The 21,825-nt window shown below is 43.5% G+C and carries 19 protein-coding genes; 12 read left to right on the top strand and 7 right to left on the bottom strand.

Annotated features, from left to right (window positions below):
- On the bottom strand, positions 1 to 1,769 hold a 1,769-nt coding region (locus OSCI_RS12780), incomplete at its 3' end, for an ATP-binding protein (RefSeq protein ID WP_039962246.1).
- A 79-nt stretch (positions 1,770 to 1,848) separates the two neighbouring features.
- Entirely contained in the window at positions 1,849 to 5,916 is a 4,068-nt protein-coding gene (locus OSCI_RS12785) for a protein kinase domain-containing protein (protein WP_007355383.1), read from the bottom strand.
- Positions 5,917 to 6,245: 329 nt separating this feature from the next.
- Here OSCI_RS12785 and OSCI_RS12790 point away from each other — a divergent pair, with 329 nt between their 5' ends.
- The 3 genes from OSCI_RS12790 to OSCI_RS12800 all read left to right on the top strand — a co-directional run bounded on the left by OSCI_RS12790 (position 6,246) and on the right by OSCI_RS12800 (position 8,692).
- On the top strand, positions 6,246 to 7,238 hold the full coding sequence (locus tag OSCI_RS12790; protein ID WP_026103750.1) for a DUF1517 domain-containing protein: 993 nt from the start codon (positions 6,246 to 6,248) through the stop codon (positions 7,236 to 7,238).
- A gap of 381 nt (positions 7,239 to 7,619) precedes the next feature.
- Positions 7,620 to 8,165, top strand: a complete 546-nt coding sequence (locus OSCI_RS12795; protein WP_007355385.1) for a cyclic nucleotide-binding domain-containing protein — start codon at positions 7,620 to 7,622, stop codon at positions 8,163 to 8,165.
- A gap of 74 nt (positions 8,166 to 8,239) precedes the next feature.
- The gene (locus OSCI_RS12800) at positions 8,240 to 8,692 is read left to right on the top strand and encodes a tetratricopeptide repeat protein (protein ID WP_007355386.1); all 453 of its coding nucleotides are present in this window, start codon (positions 8,240 to 8,242) and stop codon (positions 8,690 to 8,692) included.
- 196 nt (positions 8,693 to 8,888) lie between these two features.
- On the opposite strand, the gene OSCI_RS12805 is transcribed toward OSCI_RS12800, so the two are convergent.
- Positions 8,889 to 9,233 (bottom strand): hypothetical protein, encoded by a 345-nt coding sequence (locus tag OSCI_RS12805; RefSeq protein WP_007355387.1) that lies wholly within the window; start codon positions 9,231 to 9,233, stop codon positions 8,889 to 8,891.
- 793 nt (positions 9,234 to 10,026) lie between these two features.
- Here OSCI_RS12805 and OSCI_RS12810 point away from each other — a divergent pair.
- A complete protein-coding gene (locus OSCI_RS12810) occupies positions 10,027 to 11,430 on the top strand; it encodes a TldD/PmbA family protein (RefSeq protein WP_007355388.1) in 1,404 nt (467 codons plus the stop codon).
- A gap of 134 nt (positions 11,431 to 11,564) precedes the next feature.
- On the opposite strand, the gene OSCI_RS12815 is transcribed toward OSCI_RS12810, so the two are convergent.
- The 3 genes from OSCI_RS12815 to OSCI_RS12825 all read right to left on the bottom strand — a co-directional run bounded on the left by OSCI_RS12815 (position 11,565) and on the right by OSCI_RS12825 (position 13,439).
- On the bottom strand, positions 11,565 to 11,774 hold the full coding sequence (locus OSCI_RS12815) for a hypothetical protein (protein WP_007355389.1): 210 nt from the start codon (positions 11,772 to 11,774) through the stop codon (positions 11,565 to 11,567).
- Between the two features lie 325 nt (positions 11,775 to 12,099).
- Positions 12,100 to 12,300, bottom strand: a complete 201-nt coding sequence (gene patX, locus OSCI_RS31475; RefSeq protein ID WP_007355391.1) for a heterocyst-inhibiting protein PatX — start codon at positions 12,298 to 12,300, stop codon at positions 12,100 to 12,102.
- A 290-nt stretch (positions 12,301 to 12,590) separates the two neighbouring features.
- A complete protein-coding gene (locus tag OSCI_RS12825) occupies positions 12,591 to 13,439 on the bottom strand; it encodes a methyltransferase domain-containing protein (protein WP_026103751.1) in 849 nt (282 codons plus the stop codon).
- Between the two features lie 134 nt (positions 13,440 to 13,573).
- On the opposite strand from OSCI_RS12825, the gene OSCI_RS12830 reads away from it, so the two are divergent.
- Together OSCI_RS12830 and OSCI_RS12835 are read left to right on the top strand one after the other, a co-directional pair.
- The gene (locus OSCI_RS12830; RefSeq protein WP_007355393.1) at positions 13,574 to 14,908 is read left to right on the top strand and encodes a TrkH family potassium uptake protein; all 1,335 of its coding nucleotides are present in this window, start codon (positions 13,574 to 13,576) and stop codon (positions 14,906 to 14,908) included.
- A gap of 130 nt (positions 14,909 to 15,038) precedes the next feature.
- Positions 15,039 to 15,734: a potassium channel family protein gene (locus tag OSCI_RS12835; RefSeq protein WP_007355394.1), complete on the top strand. Its 696-nt coding sequence runs from the start codon at positions 15,039 to 15,041 to the stop codon at positions 15,732 to 15,734.
- 201 nt (positions 15,735 to 15,935) lie between these two features.
- Here the strand turns inward: OSCI_RS12835 and OSCI_RS12840 are convergent, their stop codons facing one another.
- Entirely contained in the window at positions 15,936 to 16,148 is a 213-nt protein-coding gene (locus OSCI_RS12840) for a hypothetical protein (RefSeq protein WP_007355395.1), read from the bottom strand.
- 133 nt (positions 16,149 to 16,281) lie between these two features.
- Here OSCI_RS12840 and OSCI_RS12845 point away from each other — a divergent pair, with 133 nt between their 5' ends.
- The 6 genes from OSCI_RS12845 to OSCI_RS12865 all read left to right on the top strand — a co-directional run.
- Complete coding sequence (locus OSCI_RS12845; protein WP_007355396.1) at positions 16,282 to 16,878, top strand: sulfite oxidase-like oxidoreductase; 597 nt, start codon at positions 16,282 to 16,284, stop codon at positions 16,876 to 16,878.
- Positions 16,879 to 17,140: 262 nt separating this feature from the next.
- Complete coding sequence (gene lpxD, locus OSCI_RS12850; RefSeq protein ID WP_007355397.1) at positions 17,141 to 18,187, top strand: UDP-3-O-(3-hydroxymyristoyl)glucosamine N-acyltransferase; 1,047 nt, start codon at positions 17,141 to 17,143, stop codon at positions 18,185 to 18,187.
- 161 nt (positions 18,188 to 18,348) lie between these two features.
- The gene (locus tag OSCI_RS12855) at positions 18,349 to 18,792 is read left to right on the top strand and encodes an AbrB family transcriptional regulator (protein WP_007355398.1); all 444 of its coding nucleotides are present in this window, start codon (positions 18,349 to 18,351) and stop codon (positions 18,790 to 18,792) included.
- A 95-nt stretch (positions 18,793 to 18,887) separates the two neighbouring features.
- The gene (locus OSCI_RS30700; protein ID WP_007355399.1) at positions 18,888 to 19,034 is read left to right on the top strand and encodes a hypothetical protein; all 147 of its coding nucleotides are present in this window, start codon (positions 18,888 to 18,890) and stop codon (positions 19,032 to 19,034) included.
- A gap of 31 nt (positions 19,035 to 19,065) precedes the next feature.
- Positions 19,066 to 19,920: a CPBP family intramembrane glutamic endopeptidase gene (locus OSCI_RS12860; protein ID WP_007355400.1), complete on the top strand. Its 855-nt coding sequence runs from the start codon at positions 19,066 to 19,068 to the stop codon at positions 19,918 to 19,920.
- 341 nt (positions 19,921 to 20,261) lie between these two features.
- Positions 20,262 to 21,825 (top strand): cation:proton antiporter (locus OSCI_RS12865; RefSeq protein WP_019487390.1); only part of this gene is annotated, 1,564 nt, incomplete at its 3' end.

Here is a 21,825-nt window from a genome sequence, read left to right on the forward strand (position 1 = left end):
CGNGTGNGNAATTGAATCAGTTCATCGACCTGTAACGCCTTCAGAAACTGCGTCGTAAAGAAGGGATTACCCTGAGTTTTTCGGTAGACCAATTCTGTCAACGGTTGAGCAATCGCTAATTCGCAATTGAGTGTATCTGCTACCAACTGATTGATATCTACTCTTGTTAACGGTTCTAAGGTGATGGTATTCACCGTCGCCCCAGTTTTGACAATCTCCTTTACAGTCAGGATGAATGGGTGAGCATTTGTCACTTCATTATCTCGATACGCACCCAAGAATAATAAATGTCCAGTCTCTGACATCAACAATTGCAGCAATTTCAGCGAGGCGGAATCTGCCCACTGCAAGTCATCCAAAAACATCACTAATGGATGTTCAATGCTCGTAAAAACTTGCACGAATTTGTGCATGAGCAGATTAAATCGATTTTGGGCAGCAGTTCCTGATAGTTCTGTCGCTGCTGGTTGAGTGCCAATAATCCTCTCTAGTTCGGGAATGACATCAATCAAAACTTGTCCGCTATCACCAACTGCTTGCATAATTTTGGTTCGCCAAGTTTGCAGTTGAGCATCAGATTCTGATAGCAATTGCGCCATTAAATCTTGGAAAGCTTGCACGAAAGCACTGAAGGGAATATTGCGTTGAAGTTGGTCATATTTTCCTTTGATAAAATAGCCCCTTTGCCGCACAATCGGTTTATGAACTTCGTTGACAACTGCTGTTTTACCAATCCCGGAAAAACCCGCTACCAGCATCATTTCTGTTGCACCAAGGCTGACTCTCTCAAATGATTGCAGGAGATTTTCTACTTCGATTTCTCGTCCGTAGAGTTGGTCAGGGATGATGAAGCGATCGCACACATCCCGTAGCGCAATTTCAAAGGTTTCAATCTGACCAGTTTCTGTTAGCCGATCTAAACAAGTTTCTAAATCAGATTTTATGCCTAATGCACTTTGATAGCGGAATTCGGCATTTTTAGCCATCAATTTGTTGACAATCTTCGAGAGGACATCCGGGATTTGTGGGTTAACTTCATGTACTAACGGTGCTGGTTTAGCAATATGACAATATACTAATTCCATCGGGTCGTTGGACCCAAAAGGTAACTCTCCGGTGAGTAATTCGTAGAAAGTGACACCTAAAGAATAAAAGTCAGTCCGGTAATCAATTCCTCGATTCATTCGGCCTGTTTGTTCGGGAGAAATATAAGCAAGTGTCCCTTCTAAGACGTTAGGATTGAGGAATGTTTGCGTTTCTCGTGGAAGTAATGATGCAATACTAAAATCGATTAATTTGACTTCTTTTGTTTCGGGATTAATTAAGACATTACTGGGTTTGATGTCTTTGTGGATGATGCGATCGCGATACAGTATATCTAAGATATTTGACAGTGCGATCGCTATTTCCAAAAAGTCCTTCAAAGACAGTGCGTTATTCTCTTTGATCGCCCATTCCTGAAGAGAAATCCCCCCAAAGTCTTCCATAACTAACGCATAGCTATTTCGATAGGGTTCTAGACTATAGGTTTGGATAATTCCAGCTTGACAAAGGTTTTTAGCAATGGTATACTGATTGCGAAATTGCACCAGTTCGCCAAAGCTAGGATAGTCATTTTTCAGCAGTTTGATAATGACAGGTAATTGGTCATGGGTACGGATAGCCCGATATACCAAAGTGCGACTTCCTGAATAAACTGTTTGCAGAATTTGATAGCTGGGAATTTGAACGGTTATATCGCCTTTGCTGTTTTGGTGGGAGTTATTCATAAGTGTTGTGCTTGGAAAAGACAAGGGTGACTAATTGGTTAGACGAGTCTGAAATATCGCAGGAAAGTTAACTTTTTTGTTAGACCCTAGTGGGTAAGGTGATAATAAATTCTGTTCCTTCTCCTAGTATAGAGTTGACCTGAATAGAACCGCTATGTTTTTCGACGACAATTTGACGAGCGATCGCTAATCCTAACCCCGTGCCTTTACCCACCGCTTTAGTGGTAAATAAATGGTCAAATATCTTTTGCTTGACTACTTCAGTCATTCCCTGACCGTTATCAGCAATACTAATCTTCACCTGGTTATCTACCAATGAAGTTTTAATTTTAATTTGGTTAAGATTGATCTGAATTTCTTCAAAACTTCTACCTATACTTGATTCATCTAACGCATCAATAGCATTGGCTAGAATATTGATAAATACCTGATTTAATTGACCGGGAAAGCAATCAATTTTAGGTAAATTTCCATACTCAGTTACCACTTCAATAGCCGGACGGCGGTCATTAGCTTTCAATCGATGTTTGAGAATTAAAATTGTACTATCAAGGCCTTCATGGATATTAAATGGTACTTTATAATCTCGATCGGCACGAGAGAAAGTGCGGAGTGAAGTGCTGATGTTGTGGAGGCGATCGCAAGCTATTTCCATTGCATCAATGACTTTAGGAAAGTCTTCTAAGGTATAATCTAAGTCAATTTCTTCCGCATGGTCAATAATTTTATCATTGGGAATTAGGAGGATTTCTTGATACAATCTCAAGTGTTCGATTAGCTCAGCAAGAGTCGGTTTAGCTTGTTTGAGACTAGCAGAAATAAACCCCAAAGGATTATTCATCTCATGGGCTACTCCAGCGACAAGATTACCTAATGCTGACATTTTCTCACTTTGGACAATGTGCAATTGTGCCTGTTGTAAAGCTTGCACAGCTTGTTCTAATTCTTGAGATTTTTGCAGGATGGCTGACTCAGCTTGTTTGCGATCGCTAATATCTCTAATAATTGTGGAAAAATACTCTAACTCCCCATCCATTGATTTGTGGGAAAGTATAAGTTGAGAAACGGGAATTTCCCGTCCATTTCGATCGATAACCGCTGTCTCACCCACCCAAATACCAGAGCTGATAGCTGCGGGCAATCCCTGATTTACAATTATCTCTGTTGCCCAGTCTGGGTGATATTTGTGGATTTCAGTACCCTTCGCTCCCGCCTCATTGTCTAAACCTAAAAAATGCCGCCAAGCTCGGTTGAGATAAAGATTTTTACCAGTTGGATCGGCAGTGCCAATTAAGTCTGGCGTGCTTTCTAGAATTGCCAAAAGACGGGTTTGTTCAGCTTCAATGTTTTTGCGATCGCTAATATCAATCACCACCCCATCCCAGAGAATAGATCCATCAGCTAGTCGCTCTGGTCTAGCAGTAGATTGAATCCATTTCACGGTTCCTGAAGGCAGAATAATGCGCCATTCTTGATCGAATGGTGTGAGATTTTGGGCAGAGTAGGCGATCGCTTTTTCAATAGCTAGATTATCATCAGGATGATGCAGGGTGTAAAGGCTATAAGTTCCTGTCATCACCAATTCTGGCTCTACCTCATACAAGTCCAAACAACCAGAACTAACGTAGGGGGTAGAAATTGAACCATCCGCCGCCAGACGAAATTGGTAGACCATACCAGGGATATTATTCGCCAAATTTTGGAAGCGGGTTTCAGTAGCCTGCAATTTGGTTAGAGATTGCGTTAACTGTTGAGCATAGTTCTGGGAATTTCGATAAAGTTGGGCATTTTCCAGAGAAATTGCCGCTTGAGCGCAAAGCAAATTCAGCAACTCGACGCGATCGCTGGTAAAGCTTCCCACCATCAGATTATTTTCTAAATATAAAACTCCTATCAACAATCCTTTATTCAAAATTGGGCTACAAAAAACGCTTTTAGGCTGGTGTTTTTGAATGTAACTATCACCAGCAAACTGACAATTTATCCCCGCATCCGCCAGAACCAGAGGTTTCAACGTCCGCTTGACAGTATTCACCAAACTAATCGCGACATCAGAGCTTAATTCTAGGGGAATTGATGGTAATAGTTGTGGTGATATTCCCTGTTCTACAAGGGCTACTAATTTTAAATCCAGCTCTTGTTTGAGTAGTAAAATACACTTAGTTGCCCCAGCATTGGTCATGACTATTTCTAGGAGAGTAGTTAGGAGTCGATCTAGTTCAATTTCCCCAGAAATAGCTTGAGAAGCTTTGAGCAGAGTTGCCAAATCTAGCACTTCAGAGATGCTGCTAGAGGTTTTGGTAGAAGAGATTGTTCCCAGTGCGATCGTTTCTTTCAAGGATTCAGCACCACCAGATTGTTGAACAATAGGCACGAAGAGTTGAGGATAACGTTGTTCTAGATCGGTAACTTTGGCTTTAGCTCCCCATCGGGCATAACAGTAGTAGGCTTCAGTCATGTAGACTTGAGCAATTTTTTCTTTACCCCAATTGAGATAAAATTTGGCTGCAAGTTCATTGGCGATCGCTTCTTCATTGAGATATCCATTTTCTTTAGCTCCGGCAATAGCGCGATCGTAAAAGTCAATTGCTTCAGCTTTATTGCCGAAAATACGATATTTTTCTGCGGAGATCAGATCGAGCTTATGTTGATAATTTGTAGGTGCAGAATCTGCCCACTTCTGTATTTTTTCTACATTAGATTGAATCTTTTCAATAATGCTGCTGCTTTCAGAACCCGATGCGTTTGCTAATCTAGCTAGTTGGGTGAGGGAATCGTAAAAATAAAATACCCCCACTACAAAATTGGCGGTCACGCCTCTTAAGTATGTTTCGGCTGCTGCTGCATTCTCAACTGCCTCCACAAACTGCTCGAACAAGTAGGAAAGAATTAGTTTATTAAAGTAAATATAGAAAATAGCAGTTGCATCATTAGCTTGTTGGTGTAGTGGCAGCATCATTTGCTCGTCATAGATATTACCACTCAACTTCGTTGGCTGTTCGACTTGCTGAGTCAAATTTAAAATGGCTTGATGCAAAATCTGATTAAAATTTAGGGAATTGACCTGTTTTACTTGAGCTAATGCTTGGTTATAGCTAGTAATTTCCCGTTCCAATGCTGACAGCTCATTTCCAGCTAGATAGGCATGATAAACGTAGATGTAGGTAGATAAGGCGGCAAATTCTAAATCTCCTGTTTCTACACCAATTTCTCTAGCGTAGAGTTTTTCTGGTATGAGAAAGCGGTCAGTAATATCTCCTTGTCCTAAGCCAAATTCCTGAATATCACCCGTTTCTTGTAATTGAGACAAACAAATCTCTAGATCGTGTTTTAGTCCTAATGCACTCTGATACCGATCTTCGGCATTTTTCGCCATCAGCTTACTGACTATTGCTGATAAAACTAGAGGAATTTCTGGCTTAATTTCATGAAGGGGTATGGGTTGTTTGGCGAGATGACAATGCACCAATTCCATTGCCTCGTGAGAGATAAATGGTAACTGTCCTATCAATAATTCATAAAAAGTCACTCCCAGGGAATAAAAGTCACTGCGATAGTCAATGCCTCGATTCATTCTCCCGGTTTGTTCGGGAGAGAGATAGGCTAAGGTTCCTTCTAAAATATTGGGATTCTGGATTTCTTGGGTTTCGCGTGGCAATAGGGAAGAAATACTAAAGTCAATTAGTTTAAGTTGTTTGGTGTCGGGATTAATAAGAATATTAGCGGGTTTAATATCATTGTGAATGACGCGATTTTGATAGAGATAGTTAAGAATATCTGTCAGTTGTAGCGCTAGGGGGAGAAATTCTATTAAAGATAAAGATTTATTATTGTGGTTTTTATTTGCTATAGTGAGATAAGTAGAGAGGGAAATTCCACTAAAATCCTCCATAATCAGGGCATAGCTATTGTGGCATGATTCTAAAGTCAGAGGTTTAACAATATTGGGGAAATCAAGATTCTTGGCAATGGTATATTGATTGCGAAACTGGACAAGTTCATTGAAATTGGGGTATTCATTTCGTAATAGTTTGATGACAACGCTCGTACCATCGCTTTCTCGAACACCGCGATAAACGATAGTACGATGGCCTATATAAATTTGTTCTGTGATGCGATACCCAGGTAGGTGAGTGATAACATCCATTTTCCCGCCCTAAAAAAATTAGTGAGTACAAGTTATAGTTTATCAACTAAATCTGAAACCAGCCGCAATTGATACTAATGTCTTTAACTTGATAGATTTTAGATCGTGACGATCGTTAATGTGATTTACCTAAGTTGTATAAGCATTGAAAATCGTTGTGTAGCAAGAGTTATGGCTAACTTTCCGGTGGAGTGTAAATGGGGAATCAATTAGGTCAAAAAGCACAAAGCTTTCTTGGTACGGATATCCCACTAGGAATAGACCTGAAAGCTGGCTGCCCAGTGGAGAGACAAAGCGGTAAATTAGAAGTATTGAATATTAAGGGTCTTATGCACAGAAAACTGCTTTCAACCATGAAACCGCTTTTGAAACCTTTATTTGCGATCGCGCTGGTACTCGTTTTGGCTCTGGGTCAGGCTAACGATGCAATGGCGGCTCGTAGTGGCGGCCGCATCGGTGGCGGTTCTTTCAGTTCTCCGTCGCGCAGTTATTCGTCTCCTAGCCGTACTTACAGCTCTCCGGGAGGGGGTTACTATCCCGGCGGTGGCTATTATCCCGGCGGTGGTGGCTTCGGTTTTCCCTTCTTGCTTCCTTTCTTTGGCTTCGGAGGCGGGTTTGGGGGATTGTTTACGATTTTGATTTTTATTGCGATCGCTAACTTCGTAGTTTCCACCTTCCGCCGCGTTGGAGAGGGAACAGACGAACTAGGCTACACGAGCAACCCCAGCGTTTCTGTTGGTCGCCTACAAGTAGGTTTGCTCTCAGACGCTCGCAATTTACAAACAGAGCTCGACCAATTAGCCGAAACTGCTGATACTGGTACAGCCATCGGCCGCGCTCAACTCCTGCAAGAAGCAAGTCTGGCCTTGTTGCGCCATCCCGAATATTGGGTTTATGCTGGAGCCGAATCTCAGCAAGCTCGGTTAGAAGCTGCTGAAGCTAAATTTAACCAAATGTTGCTGGCAGAAAGGAGCAAATTTACTGAAGAAACGCTCTCTAATGTTAACAACCAGTTAAGGCAAGCGGCTAATAACAAATCTCTGCCATTCCCTCAACAAGATGGGGAATTAGTTAGTCAACCTGACTTGAGTCAAGGCCCAGGCGAATACATCGTGGTGACAATTTTGGTAGGTACCGAAGGAGCCCTCCAACTACCTGCGGTCAAAAATTCCGAGGATTTGCGCCAAGCTTTGCGTCAGATTGGTGGAATCTCAAGCGATCGCCTTCTGACTGTCGAGGTTCTCTGGACACCTCAAGCCAGCGGCGACACCTTGACCTCTGACGATATGTTAGCTGGCTACCCCGACCTCACATTGGTCTAGCACCAAATCTGCCCCAAATTCTTAGGCGGGGCGAAAATTTAAGATCGGATTTACCATCCTCGAACTCTTGCCGCTGTCCTGGCCCGAAAGGAACCGCCGGGACAGCAGCGTTATCAATAGTTTTGGTAAATCCTCAAAATATGGTTAAACCAGTGTTATTATTGATAAATTCTGGCAATTCAAGTGCAACAGCTATTCAGTTCAGAGGTGTACGGGCGTTGTGCATAAAACTTATATTAATAAGGTGCATACTAGGAAGTCAGTTCACAGGGAAAAGTTGCGTAGGCATAGCCAATCGCAGGCATCGCACTCCCTCTGGTTGATATAAAAGATAATGTACAGAGTTTACCAGTAGAGGAGCAGTGATCCGGAGCCACATCTATGACCGACCGCAGGAAAAAAGCGCTTTTTATTTTAGGTGAATTAAACAATGACGACCTAGACTGGATTATCCAAAAAGCCAAAAAGGAAATTCTCCAGCCAGGTGCGACTTTGATCTACGAAGGCAGACAAATCGATGCTCTGTACATCGTCTTAAAGGGTACTTTGAGTGTATTAATCGATCCTGAAGGCCACAAGGAACTCGCCCGAATCTCAGGCGGGGAACTTGTCGGTGAAATTTCTTTCATTGATACCCGCCCGCCTTTAGCAACAGTCAAAGCGATAGAAGAAACTCATGTATTAGCTATTCCTCGACGGCAGCTAGTTACTAAAATCCAACACGATACAGGTTTTGCTTCCCGATTTTATTATGGAATTTCTCTCTGTCTTTCAGACCGAATGCGCGGTACTGTTCGGCGTTTAGAATACGGACGAAGTATAGACGAAGGAGATACAGAAGAGGAAGATGTAAATCCTAGTGTACTTGACAATTTAGCCTTAGCTCAAGCCAAATTTAATTGGCTGATGCAAAATGCAAGAGGGTAAACAATTGAGGGAACTTAAATAACTTTCAGATAAATATTTTATTCGTCCTTAATCCTGTCTCTAAAACTATTGCTATGGAACAGATCAATTTGATAACGCTCTGTATCGTAATTGCAGCCGTATTGGGGATTGGATTAGGAGCGATGACTTGGGCTTACCTTGGCAAAGGCAGCATTTCTGTACTTTTCCAAGAGCCTATTTCTAGTTTACCTCAACTTCCAGCCACAGATGCCGGAAGCAAAGCTGGTGTTTATTTCCAGCAGGGCATAGATGCTTACAAATTAGGTAATTATCGACAAGCAGCAGAGCAATTTAACCAAGCTATTGAACTTGTTTCTACTTTAGCAGAAGCCTACCACAATCGAGGACTAGCATTTGCAAATTTGCGCTCTGATGATGATGCTGTTACCAATTTACTCAAGGCGAGTGAATTATATCAAGAGCAAAATCAGGGCGAGGCAATTGCTATTATCAAACAAAATTTTGAGGCTTTAAAAAAGCGGAAGATGGAACGAGAAAAGCGGTAATTGGTAATGGCTAATGGTTAATGGCTAATGGTTAATGGCTAATGGGTAATGGCTAATGGCTAATGGGTAATGGCTAATGGCTAATGGCTAATGGCTAATGGCTAATGCCAATTCTCCAAATTATTGAGACAATCTGCATTGTTGAGTTAACTTCAGAAGATCGACATCCTGCCTCCTGCCTCCTGCCTTCTTCCTCTTAACTAGCTAGTAACGCCGATATTTCTTTGCGATCTGCTTCTATTTGGTCAATTTTCAAAATCAGCGACTTTTTGTCAGGAGCAACTAATCGAAAATTAGTTAAAGCATCATAAGCTTCCCACTCTTGAGTAACATCGACATCTTGCCACAAAAACCAATCTTGATAAATTTCGCCATCATCAATATCACCGCAGAGAGAAAGCCAGTCATCTCCTCCCAAAGATTCTATATCTTGCGCTACTAAATCAAACCATGCCTTAGCAATACAGGCATCAAGAGAATCGTTATAATAAACAGAGTCAGACTGAATAGGAGTTTCGGGAAAACAAAGTGTAGATTTCATGGGTAGTTCCTTTTTTCTATAGTCCTACTTTATGAAAAATCTCTCCAAAATAGTATGTCCAAAATGACACTATTTAGACCTCCACATTCCCAATCTCTGGAAACAAGGGCTCTGCAATGTAGCTGAAATCCTGATACTGTTTAACTTGAGATTAGGTTAGGCAGAGGCAAAACTAGAGACTGGCTGTAGACGATTTCCCAACTGGTACACCCAGCGATCGCCAATACTTATAGGACTTACGCATTGGAACCGCAGTATAAGGGTTTGAGATTGCTTCACTGCGTAAGCGCTACGCGCAGGCTACGCCAACGCAATGACGGAATTATGTTGTATCTGTGTAAGTCCTGACTTATAATCTTTCTTTATCAATACTCCGCACAGTTTTAAGCCGTAATAACATTTCCAACCCTCACTTCCTGCAAAAACCCTAACTTTCAGGGAAACTTCAGGTTAATCTTTAATTTTTCACTTCTATAGCAACCGCCAAGACCATTAGGGCATTCTAAATCGATCGAACCGTTCGGCAAGTTCGGCAAGCGCGATCGCGACGAAGCTCTTACTTTTATTCTCTTTCCTTTCTTACCCTTCTTTCCATTCTTCCCCTAAGTTTACTCTCTTCCCTTCTTTCCCTAACTTTATTCTCTTCCCCTTCTTTTCCTCTTCTTCCCTAGCCCTGAGCATCCTAGCCCCTAGCCCCTAACCGCTGAAAGCGGTTGCTATAACTGAGAACTTCGATCGCTCACACGCCAAAATTAAGCATAAAATTAATTCAAAGTTGAACAACCGCCGCAAAATGCCTACCTCCTTCTCAGACGCAAAAAACCTGCTCTCAGACTTAATGGCACGCTACTCGCGCCAAGTCGATTACTTAGCAATACGACTAGAAGAAGCCGAAGGAACCGATATCCTACTACGGGGAGACAAAATCGAAACCCTCAGCGAAGGTATTTCCATCGGCGGACAAGTTAGAGCTTGTCACAAAGGTGGCTGGGGCTTTGCCAGCTTCAACCAGCTTTCTGGACTAGCAGCAAGAATCGAAGAAGCGATCGCGGCCGCCCAACTCATCGGTTCTGAAGAAACTATCCTCGCCCCCGTCGCCCCCGTTCAAGACACCTGCATCCTTCCCCTCACAGGCACAGATCCCCGCCACATACCTCTAACTCAGAAAAAAGGCCTATGCGATCGCTACGGTGAAATCCTCCGCAGCGTCGATCCTCACATCGCCACCATCTCCGTCCGTTACAGCGACAGCACCCAACGCATCATCATCGCTACCTCCGAAGGCACCCTCCTCGAACAAGCCTGGGCCGATATGGAAATGCGCTTCGCCGCCACCGCCCGTAACGGCGAAACCGTCCAAACCGGCCGCGAAACCACAGGCTCCCGCAAAGCCTACGAAGACCTTACAACTTTAGACGATCAAGTTCGCAGCGCCGCCCAACGAGCCGTAGACTCCCTAGCCTTACCCCCCGTTACAGGCAACACCTACACCGTCGTCATCGACCCCATCCTCAGCGGATTATTCGTACACGAAGCCTTCGGCCACCTTTCAGAAGCAGACATGGCCTACGAAAATCCCGACATCTTGGAAGTCATGACCCTCGGCCGCAAGTTTGGCCCCGACGAATTACAAATATTCGACGGTGCAGCTCCTCCCGGCCACCGAGGTAGCTACTTTTACGACGACGAAGGCACACCGGCCACCACTACCCAATTAATCAAAGATGGCGTATTAGTCGGCCGCCTCCACTCCCGCGAAACCGCTGGCAAATTAGGCGAAGCCGTCACAGGTAATGCCAGGTGTTTAAATTACCATTTTCCGCCTATAGTCCGCATGACAAATACCTGGATTGAGTCAGGGAAAACACCCGTACCAGAGTTATTTACCGACATTAAAGAAGGAGTTTATGCCCGCAACTGGCTGGGTGGCATGACTAACGGGGAAATGTTCACCTTCAGTGCTGGCGAAGCTTGGATGATTCGCAATGGTGAATTAGCCGAGCCCGTGCGTGACGTTACGCTTTCTGGGAATGTGTTTACAACTTTAGCCGACATTGAAGCGATCGGCGATGACTTTTATTGGGATGAATCCGGCGGTTGTGGCAAAGGTGGACAAGGTGGTTTACCCGTTGGTTGCGGCGGCCCCAGCCTCCGAATTTGTAATATTGTTGTTGGCGGAGAATCTGCGGAAATTTAAAGTTATGGAAGTAGTAAACGAAGAAGATTTTACCCCAAAAAACAAATTTCCTCCAATCTTTGAGATTGGAGGATTCTTTAGGAAATGGGGGGGCATAGTATCCGATCCAAGGCTTTTGAAAATCAATTTGAGAATCAAATTTTTTGAGCTGAACTGTCTCGGCGGCCACACCCTTGAGTAGGAGTATCCCCGCAACTTCCGGTACTGGTTTCTTGAGCTAAAAGCATTTTTTGGGAAGCCTGCAATAGTTGCTCAGATATTGAATGATTCTCAAGTTTTTGGGAGGGAATCATTGCCCCAGCGAATAGAGCCGCAAATAAAGTAACTCGGAGGAAATTGTACATAGCGGGGTTTTGGATCGGAGTTTATACTTACTAATACAAACTCCCAGTTAGCCCATCCGGGAACTAACTGGGAGTCACGCTTAAAAAAATAGGAATCAATCACGAGTTTGACTAAAGACCAAGGCTTTTGATTACTTCTAGCAAGATCTATTCCTCACAACTGCGCTAGGCTTGACTCGTGATGACACAATAGGTTGTTCTTGCCTAAGTCCTAAAAAATTTAAAGGGTAGCGAATGCTACAAACGAGTAGAAAAGCCTAAATGCCTAATACAAGAACTCAGCAAATTTCAGTTATTTAATGCTAAATTCTAGATTTTTATGGCTTCATCGCCCGCTACCTCGCTCAGGCGAGACATTATTCTCGTTATTTGCTTGAACTGTGTGATTATCTGCTTGAGCTGTTAATAATTCTTGGAAATGCTTACTGTCGGAAGATACAGATGAAACGGGTTCAAAGCTTTGACTACGAACTGTTGTACCAATTAATAACAGGCTTGAGAGGAGGAGGGAAGTGTAAAAGCGCATAGTATAGTAGTGTCCGTGTTAGAGTGTCTAATTCTTGATACGGACTTTGTGCTATGCCTTCCGGCTAAAAAAATAAAATCATGGAGAGAGAGATTTAGAGCGAGGAGAGATTCGATCGGAAATCCATTAAAAATTAAAAATTAAAAATTAAAAAAGCTAGAATATAAGTTGGGTACATCCCAGCATAATTCAACTTTTTGTTAACGGTTAACAGTTAACAGTTAACTGTTAACCGTTAACTGTTAGTTGCTAAGTTCGACTAACAACTAACAACTAACCACTAACAATGATTACTTATTACCGGCAAGCAAACCAAATTTAATTAAGCCTTGCTGATAGCCATCGCGCATTAAACCCAAAGATAGGGCACCTTGAATAGTTGACCAACCCGAAAGCAGCAAATTAATAATAACCAAGGGGTTAAAAGTTGAATCAATCACAACATCCCAAAAAGGTGCGACCGCTGTTGACCAGTCTGCTGTCCGAATATTTGTGAAAGATAAGTTCTGGGCAATTGCTTCGTACTCTGGCAGCGAAATTACGTAAGGTAAAGCATACACTCGGTAAATTTCTGCTAACTGTTTTCTTTCCTTATCTGTTAGCTGTCCTAAATTTCCTGTTAGCGGACGGTGACACCAAGTAGCCATCATCAAAGTTCCACCAGGCTTAAGCACGCGATAGCATTCTTGCAAAAATCTAATCTTATTGGGCATATGTTCGCCACTTTCTAGCGACCACACTAAGTCAAATGAATTGTCAGCAAAAGGCAAATTTAAAGCATCTGCCACCTGAAAATTAGTACGATTTTCTAGGCCTGCTACTTGAGCTCGTTCCGCCGCTCTATTTGCTTGTACAGGGCTTAAAGTAATGCCAGTAACAGCAGCATTAAACTTTTCTGCTAAATAGAGAGAACTGCCACCAATACCACAGCCAACATCAAGTATATTAGCTGCCGAGGAGACAGAGGCCCAAATCAGGAGTTCTTCAATCAAGTCAATCTGTGCTTGGCGGCGTTCTTTTTTTAGATTACCCTCAAGCCCATAGTAGCCGTGGTGCATATGTTCGCCCCAAACCTGTTCCCACAGACCGCTGGAAGCGTCGTAAAATTGCTGGATTTGCTGGTAAAGTGTCGAAGTCATCGCACCGTTGTAAGCTATTAAAAGGTTTCTCTTGTCCATTGTCTACTGTTTCCTAAATTTTGTCATTTCTTCCCTTTTATTTGTGTAGACTAAAACCTATTGACAAATTACCAACAATCAATTAGTAACTACTAATGACTGTCTCGCGAACTATTTGCCTTGGCTTTCTCGCTGTCATTACCGCAGGTGCTATCTTGCTGGCGATGCCTTTTTCAACCAGTGACGGGACATGGAGCGATCCTGTAACGGCTTTGTTTACTTCAACCTCTGCTGTATGCGTTACTGGCTTGTCAGTTGTTGATGTGGGAAAATATTATTCTTTTTGGGGGCAAGTTTGTCTAGTTGCCTTGGTACAAGTCGGTGGTTTAGGCTACATGACAGCTACTACTTTCTTGCTGCTATTATTAGGTCGCAAGTTTGGTTTAAAAGACAAAGTTGCCCTGCAACAATCCCTGGATAAATCAGGATTGGCTGGCGTGGTGCAGTTGGTGAAATCAATTCTGGCAACAACGGTTTTATTTGAATTGACAGGAGTCTTTTTGCTACTGTTAGTATTTGTGCCAAAATTTGGGTTTTATGGGGGGTTGTGGTCGTCCGTATTTCACAGCATAAATGCCTTTAATAATGCTGGTTTTAGTCTCTATTCCGATAGTTTGATGGGCTATGTTGACTCGCCTTTGGTCAATTTTGTGATTACTATCTTAATTATCTTCGGTGGGATTGGCTATCAGGTAATTATGGAAATGTACCTGTGGACGCGCGATCGCCTCTCGAAAAGTCATGCTTGTATTATTTTCCCCCTGAATTTCAAGGTGGTTACTAGCACAACTATCGCACTCCTAATTTTTGGAACCTTAGCCTTTTTATTGCTAGAATTTAACAATCCTGCCACTTTCGGCCCTCTCAATTTCGGTCAAAAAGTGATGGCGGCTTGGTTTCAATCTGTCACTCCCCGTACTGCTGGGTTTAATACAATTGATATTGGCAAAATGACTCAGCCTGCCTTATTTCTGACAGTGTTACTCATGTTTATCGGTGCTAGTCCCGGTAGTACGGGTGGTGGGATTAAAACCACAACTTTTAGGCTATTGTTTAGCTGTACTGAAGCTGTTCTCGAAGGTAAAGAAGAAGTACAGTGCTATCAGCGCCAAATCCCTCAAGCATTGATTTTGAAAACTGTTGGTGTAGTGTTCGGCTCGCTGGTAGTGGTGATGACAGCTACAATATTAATTGAGTTAGCCAATCCAGAATTAGAATTTATGCCAGCATTGTTTGAGGCGGTGTCAGCTTTTGCTACTGTTGGTCTATCGACGGGGATTACAGCTAAACTTTCTTTATTGAGCAAACTGGTTGTGATTGTGACGATGTACATTGGTAGGGTCGGCGTGTTACTACTGATGGGAGCAATTTTGGGAGATCCGAAACCCTGTAATTTCAAATTCCCGGAGGAAAATTTATTGGTGGGATAGTCTGGTTTTTGATAATCTAGAAGTTGGGTTTTTACCCAGACAATTTTGTATTAGCTAGCAAAAATTCGTAGGAGGCTGCGCTTTCTCTGCTGAAACCTGAAAAGTAAGAGTTCAAGCGCTGAATATCAGTGTGAATCTGTCGTCTTTAAACTTTTTCCGCAGTTTGCGGACAGACAATAAGCAATTTGCTGTGATTGGATTAGGCCGTTTTGGTCGCGCTGTTTGTGAGACACTGCACGGCTTAGGCTATGAAGTGCTAGGTGTTGATACAGATGAAAAGAAAGTAACGCAGATTTTGAGCGATCAAATAGCGGCTCATGCTGTGGAATTAGACTCAACTGAGCCTACTGCTCTGAAAGAAGCTGGGATTTTTGAGTTTGATACGGTGATTGTGGCGATTGGGAATTACTTAGCAGAAAGTATTACCACAACTCTGAATCTTAAGGAAGGTGGGGTTGCTCATGTAGTGGCAAAAGCTTCTTCGGAAACTCACTTGAAACTGTTAACGAAAGTGGGGGCAGATCATGTGGTGTTTCCCGAACGAGAAATGGGTTGTGCTTTGGCGCGAATTCTCACGAAACCAAGTATTTTAGAGCGCTTCGATCTCGATCCGGATCATAGTATTGTGGAGATGCTTGTTCCTGAAAAGTTTGATGGCAAAACGATTGCTGATTTGGAACTCCGCCGTAATTATGGTTTGAACCTGATCGCCGTTAGCTATGCGAATAAGTTTGAGATTAATCCCCAGCCAACGCAACGTCTGAGAAAGGGGTCGGCAATGGTGGTGATTGGCTCGAATAAAGATATTAATCGTTTGCCGATTTAGAAAGCTAAGAGTTGGGAAAGCCAAGAGGAGAAAAATTTAGACCTGTTTCAGGAGTCAAAAGTCAGAAGTTAGCATGAACTATTTTTACTAAGTGAATTCTTGTTCTTAATGCTGACTTCTGAATTCTGAATTTTTTCTAATTTTCTTGAGGCAATCTATTTTTTATATCGTCCATTAATGCTTAAGAGTTTTAATGGAATCTTATAAAAATAGTTTGCCCAAAGCGAGGACAGCGATCGCGAGACTGACTTTGATCGGCCAAGGAGATAGAGCAACAAACCAAATCAAACACACTAAGCTAGCGATCGCAGCTAGAGGCCCCGGAATCCCGTCAAGGGTTTTCTTGTCAGTCCCTAATGCGATCGCGGCAGCAATCAAAAACAGTATCAGGGGAATTAGAGAATTTAGGATCATAGTTTTTACCCAGTGAGTAAATTGTTATATCCCAAACTACCTATTATAAACCATTTCGAGCATCCTTCGTTAGAATTACCTGATGGGGTGATTTTAAGTTAATATTTGTTTGCCAAGGGAGAGAGAAATTATTATGCTGGGTAAATTTTTTCATAAACCAGAACCAGAACAAAGCGATCGCGTCCCCCCCGGTCAACACTTAACACAAGGCTTTCCGGTGTTGACCTATGGCGATACTCCCCAGATTAGCACTGACGAATGGCAACTAAAAATCTGGGGAAAGGCAAAAGAAGTGACTTTCAGATGGTCAGACTTAATGGCTATGCCTCAAAGTAATTTTACTGCCGATTTCCACTGCGTCACCCATTGGTCAAAACTAGACGTAGAGTGGACTGGGGTAAAGGTGACAGACTTTATGACCTATGTAGAAGTAGATCCCACAGCCGTCCATATTATGGAGCACAGCTACGGCGGCTACACTACGAATATTGCGATCGCAGACTTCCTGCGAGAGGAGAACTTCTTTGCTCACACGGTATTTGGGGAACCCTTAACCCTCGATCATGGTGGGCCCATGCGGCTGGTAGTACCTCACCTTTACGCCTGGAAAAGCGCTAAATGGATTAACGGCCTGGAGTTTTTGGACAAAGAAGAATTAGGATTCTGGGAGCGTAATGGCTACCATCACCGGGGCGAACCTTGGGCCGAAGAACGCTACAGCAGTGTTTAGCTCTTGATATCCTACGCCCCAAGGGTGGGATTCTGAAGCTAGATGACAGAATTTAACCGCATTCCTGTTTAAGAAACTTAAACAGCCTCGTTTTTCTGGATTGTTCTAGATTTTTGGAAGTTGTTAAATATTTTGAAATATTTGCTGAGCAGGGTTTAGTGGTAATTTTAAATAATATCTGTAACTGTAAGCTGCTAAGTCACCTTTTAAAGACAAGCGATATTGGCAGTCGGCAATTTATGTTAAATGGTAATGTTAAGCAATGAAATTTAGCGAACTGTTACAAAAACTTACTTTAGTTTCCAGCCACAGCCCGATCGGTGGTGAGAATCCCGATCCAGAAATTACTGGTGTGGCCGCAGTTGATGAGGCAAAGGTTGGTTCCCTCAGCTATATAGAAGGTGGTAAATTTGCGGCTTTTGTGGCCAAAACTGGTGCTTCCGCTTTGATTTTGCCAATGGATGAAACCCTTCAAGCAGCATCTACCCAGCGAGGAATTGCTTGGATGGCGACAGCAGATCCCAGGTTATTGTTTGCGGAAGCGATCGCTCTTTTTTATCAACCATTTCGACCCACTGCCGAAATTCATCCTACGGCGATCGTACACCCAACTGCGGAAATTGGCACAGATGTGTACATTGGGCCTCACGTTGCTATTGAAGCAGGAGTGAAAATTGGCAATGGAGTTTGCCTTCATCCCAATGCGGTAATTTATCCAGCAGTGGAAATAGGCGATCGCACAGTTTTACACGCTAATTGCACTATCCACGAACGTACTAAGATTGGGGCAGATTGCGTAATTCACTCTGGTGCAGCGATCGGTTCTGAAGGCTTTGGTTTTGTACCCACGCCGACTGGTTGGTTCAAAATGGAACAATCTGGCTGTACTGTCTTAGAAGATGGTGTTGAAGTTGGTTGTAATAGTACAATTGACCGTCCCGCTGTGGGAGAAACCCGGATTGGCCGCAATACAAAACTTGACAATTTAGTACATATAGGTCACGGCTGCCAAGTAGGTCAAAATACGGCAATAGCTGCCCAAGTTGGCATGGCTGGCGGGGTTAAAGTTGGTAATAATGTGCTGTTAGCGGGTCAAGTAGGAATTGCTAATCAAGCAAAAATAGGAGATGGTGCGATCGCCACTGCTAAAGCTGGAATTCATAGCGATGTCCCCGCAGGGTCTATTGTGACCGGCATTCCAGCAATTCCCCACAAATTATTTCTCAAGGCCGCAGCTATTTATAGCCGCTTACCTGAAATCTACCATTCCCTCAAGCAACTCCAGCGCCACGTAAATTTAAAGGATTAGGGAACTGCGACAGATTTATCTTACCCAAATAGACGAACTGGGAAGTAAAAAAAGATTTTTGCTAAAACTGATAAGTTTGAGTATATATTTTTGATATTGCTCTCAATCAGCATAAAAGTCTATTAAGCAATCACCAGGATTGAAGGATATTTCGTAAGACCATGACTGAAACTGCAACATCTCCACTCATAGGAAGGGCTCTCCTTCAAAAAGTAAAAGAACTATCCCACTTGCCTCGGCGAGAAACCGCAAAGCTGTGCGGATATTACTCGACGACAAAAAACGACTCGACCCGCGTTAACATGACGGATTTTTACGACGCGGTTTTGGCGGCTAGGGGAATTCCCTTAAGTCCAGAAAATATAAAAGACGGGCGCGGCCGAGAAGCGACTTATCATGTCAGCGTTCACAAAAACGGTCAAATCGTGATTGGTTCGACTTACACTGAATCGATGGGATTAAAACCGGGAGACGAGTTTGAAATCAAACTGGGCTACAAACACATTCACTTGATACAGTTGGATGCTGTTAAGAGTCGAGGTCAAAATGATGAAGATTCGGAGGAAGTAGAGGAAGAGGAAGAGGAAGAAAATTCTGAGGAGTAATACAAAGGTGGTAGAAATGGGTCTGCGATTTTAGCAAGTGAGATATAGCTAGGGACTAGGGGCTAGGGGAAGAAGGGAAGAAGGGAACAGCATCTATGGTGGCAGGAAATCAGAACGTCCTAACTGCCAAGAAGGTTGTTATAAATCGGGAAGGGGAGACTTTTGAGTTGACTGGAGGCGATCGCGCTGGGGCTTATTCCAATTTCTTGCCCCTTTCTGCCACTACCCTAATCTGGATTTAAAAGGCAGTCTATTTCTGAAGCGAGATAATTTATGGGAATTGCTGACCAAATAAACAGCCTGCGGCTTTTGTTGCTATCAATGCCAGCAATTGTTAAGGTAATGGCTTTTTTCGTGGCTTGGGTTGGTTTGTGGTTGCCAATCGCTATTCCCAGCGCGATCGCCCTGAATTGGCACCCGCCCCAACCTTTGGAAAATAAAAAATTACCTTTACTCGCTTCCCTCTACCTGATTGTGCCACTAATTATCAGGGGTGGAATTTGGGTTGAAGGCTGGTCTTTTGCCGATTTGGGATTAGTCGCCCCACCCCAAATTTTGATTTCTTTAGGCCTGGGTGTCAGCTTAGGAGTGCTCAGTATCGCAACTTTATTTGTAATTCAACGGGCTTTAGGCTGGATTAGCTGGCAAAGCAGCGAGGAAAAAATAATTCATCCGATATTATCTATTTTTCAGCCTTCTTTACTTTTGACTCTATTATTAGGATTGTGGATTAGCGGGACGGAAGAGCTAATTTTTAGAGGCTTTTTACAAAATCTACTTCAGCAAGATTATTCTATATTTATGGCGGGTGCGATCGCGAGTTTAATTTTCGCCGCCGCTCATTTACTTTGGGAAGTACAAGAAACTTTTACCCAATTACCGGGATTGTGGCTGATGGGAATGGTCTTGACTTTTGCGCGTATTTGTGATGGTGGGAATTTAGGCTTAGCGATCGGACTTCATGCTGGTTGGATTTGGGTAATTGCTAGTCTTGATACGGCTAAGATCGTTGCCTATACTGGCCGCGTGCCGGAATGGATTACGGGGATAAAGGCGCAACCTTTAGCGGGAGTTGCTGGGATTTTTTTTCTGGCGATGACGGCGGGCATTTTAGCAATTTTTGAGTAAGCTTTAAGTAGAAGGAAGAAGGAAGAAGGAAGAAGGAAGAAGGATTTACTTAATTCCTTTTCAATTTCAGAGTGCCGAGTCTGCCTCATCGGATTTTTGGTTTAATTCCCGTTAAACGGTATTGAGTCAGGACTTACGCACCGAACCAAAGAAACCGGGTTTTTTGACGAAAATACTTCGCACTGATCCACAAATTCTCTCAAAAACCCGGTTTCTGGGACTATGAGCGTAAGTCCTATGAGTATTAACTGATGATGATTGCGCCCTGCTATATCTAGGGATCGTCCAGAAATACACTCAAAGAAATAAACTAAGGATGAAGACAACTTTTCTGTGAACCTATGGCAGTTGAATCCTCCTTGAGCGAAATCGCCATTGAAGCCAATCTCAAACAGTTTCTGCTGGTACTCTCGGTTTCGTTAAGTGTGGCTACCCTGCCGCAAATTTTTAGCTGGTTTCGCCACATTCCTTATACCTTACTGTTAGTCATTGTCGGGCTAGGGTTAGCCTTGGTAGACGTGCGGCTAGTCAACCTTTCACCGGGATTGATTTTGTCTATTTTTCTACCGCCGCTGTTGTTTGAAGCCGCCTGGAATTTGCAGTGGGCAAAATTAAAACACGATCTGCTGCCGATTTGCCTGTTTGCGATCGTGGGCGTGTTGATCTCCATTGCCGGAGTCGCCTTGGGGCTACACCAACTCGCAGGGCTATCCATAACCACAGCGCTGCTGGTGGGGGCAAGCCTATCAGCCACCGATCCGGTTTCTGTGACGGCCCTGTTTCGAGAATTGGGGGTGGAAAAACGCCTGTCCATTCTGATGGAAGGGGAAAGCTTATTCAATGATGGGGTGGCAGTAGTTGCTTTCGGATTTTTAATGGCGTTTTCCCTGGGAACGAGTGAACTTGCGATCGAGCCGATTCTGCTTCAGTTTTTCCAGGTAGTCGGCATTGGGATTGGCATTGGTTGCTTGATTGGGTTTGGTATCTCTTACCTGACTCAGCGCTTCGATCTGCCCCTAGTGGAACAATCTTTAACGCTCGTTTCGGCTTACGGTACTTACCTGATTACTGAAGATTTAGGCGGATCGGGCGTGATTGGAGTGGTGACGACGGGCTTAATTTTGGGCAACTTTGGGTCACGGATCGGCATGAATCCCCGAACCCGCACGATCGTCACCGAATTTTGGGAGTTTCTGTCATTTTTTGTCAACTCGATCGTGTTCTTGCTGATTGGCGATCAAATCCGGTTTGCCATTCTGGGCGAAAATCTAGGCCCGATCGCCATTACTATCGGCGCAATGATTTTGACACGGGCGATCGCAATTTATGGATTGAGCTTTTTGAGCAATCGCGTTGCCAAATCAGACATTCCCGTTCCCGATCAAACAATCCTATGGTGGGGCGGCTTACGAGGTTCGGTGTCGATCGCACTGGCGTTAAGTATGCCAGTGATTTTGCCAGAACGAGAAGAAATTATTGCCACCGTGTTTGGTGTTGTTTTGTTCACCTTGCTGTTTCAGGGTTTAACCATTCAGCCACTGTTAAAAGCGTTGAACCTGTTAGGCAACCAACCCCTACGCGAGCACTATGCAGAGGCGATCGCTCGTCAGACTGCTTTCCAACGGGTGCTGCACTATCTGGAAAAAATTGAAACCCGTCCTGGCATCGATCCAGAGTTTTATGGGTATCAGAAGGCACTGGTAGAAGGTAAATTGACCAGTTTGCAAACGGAAATCGATCGACTTGTGGATGAACATCCCGATCTGCAAGGTTTTATCGTCGGTCAAGTGCGATCGGAACTGCAAGCGATCGAGGCGGAAACCTACGCTGAGTTTGTCCGAGCGGGGCAGCTTAACCGAGAACTTTCACCTTTTTTGCAACAAATAGGTGAAGGTAAAGAGGAAT

The organism is Kamptonema sp. PCC 6506, from assembly GCF_000180455.1.
GTDB lineage: Bacteria > Cyanobacteriota > Cyanobacteriia > Cyanobacteriales > Microcoleaceae > Kamptonema > Kamptonema formosum.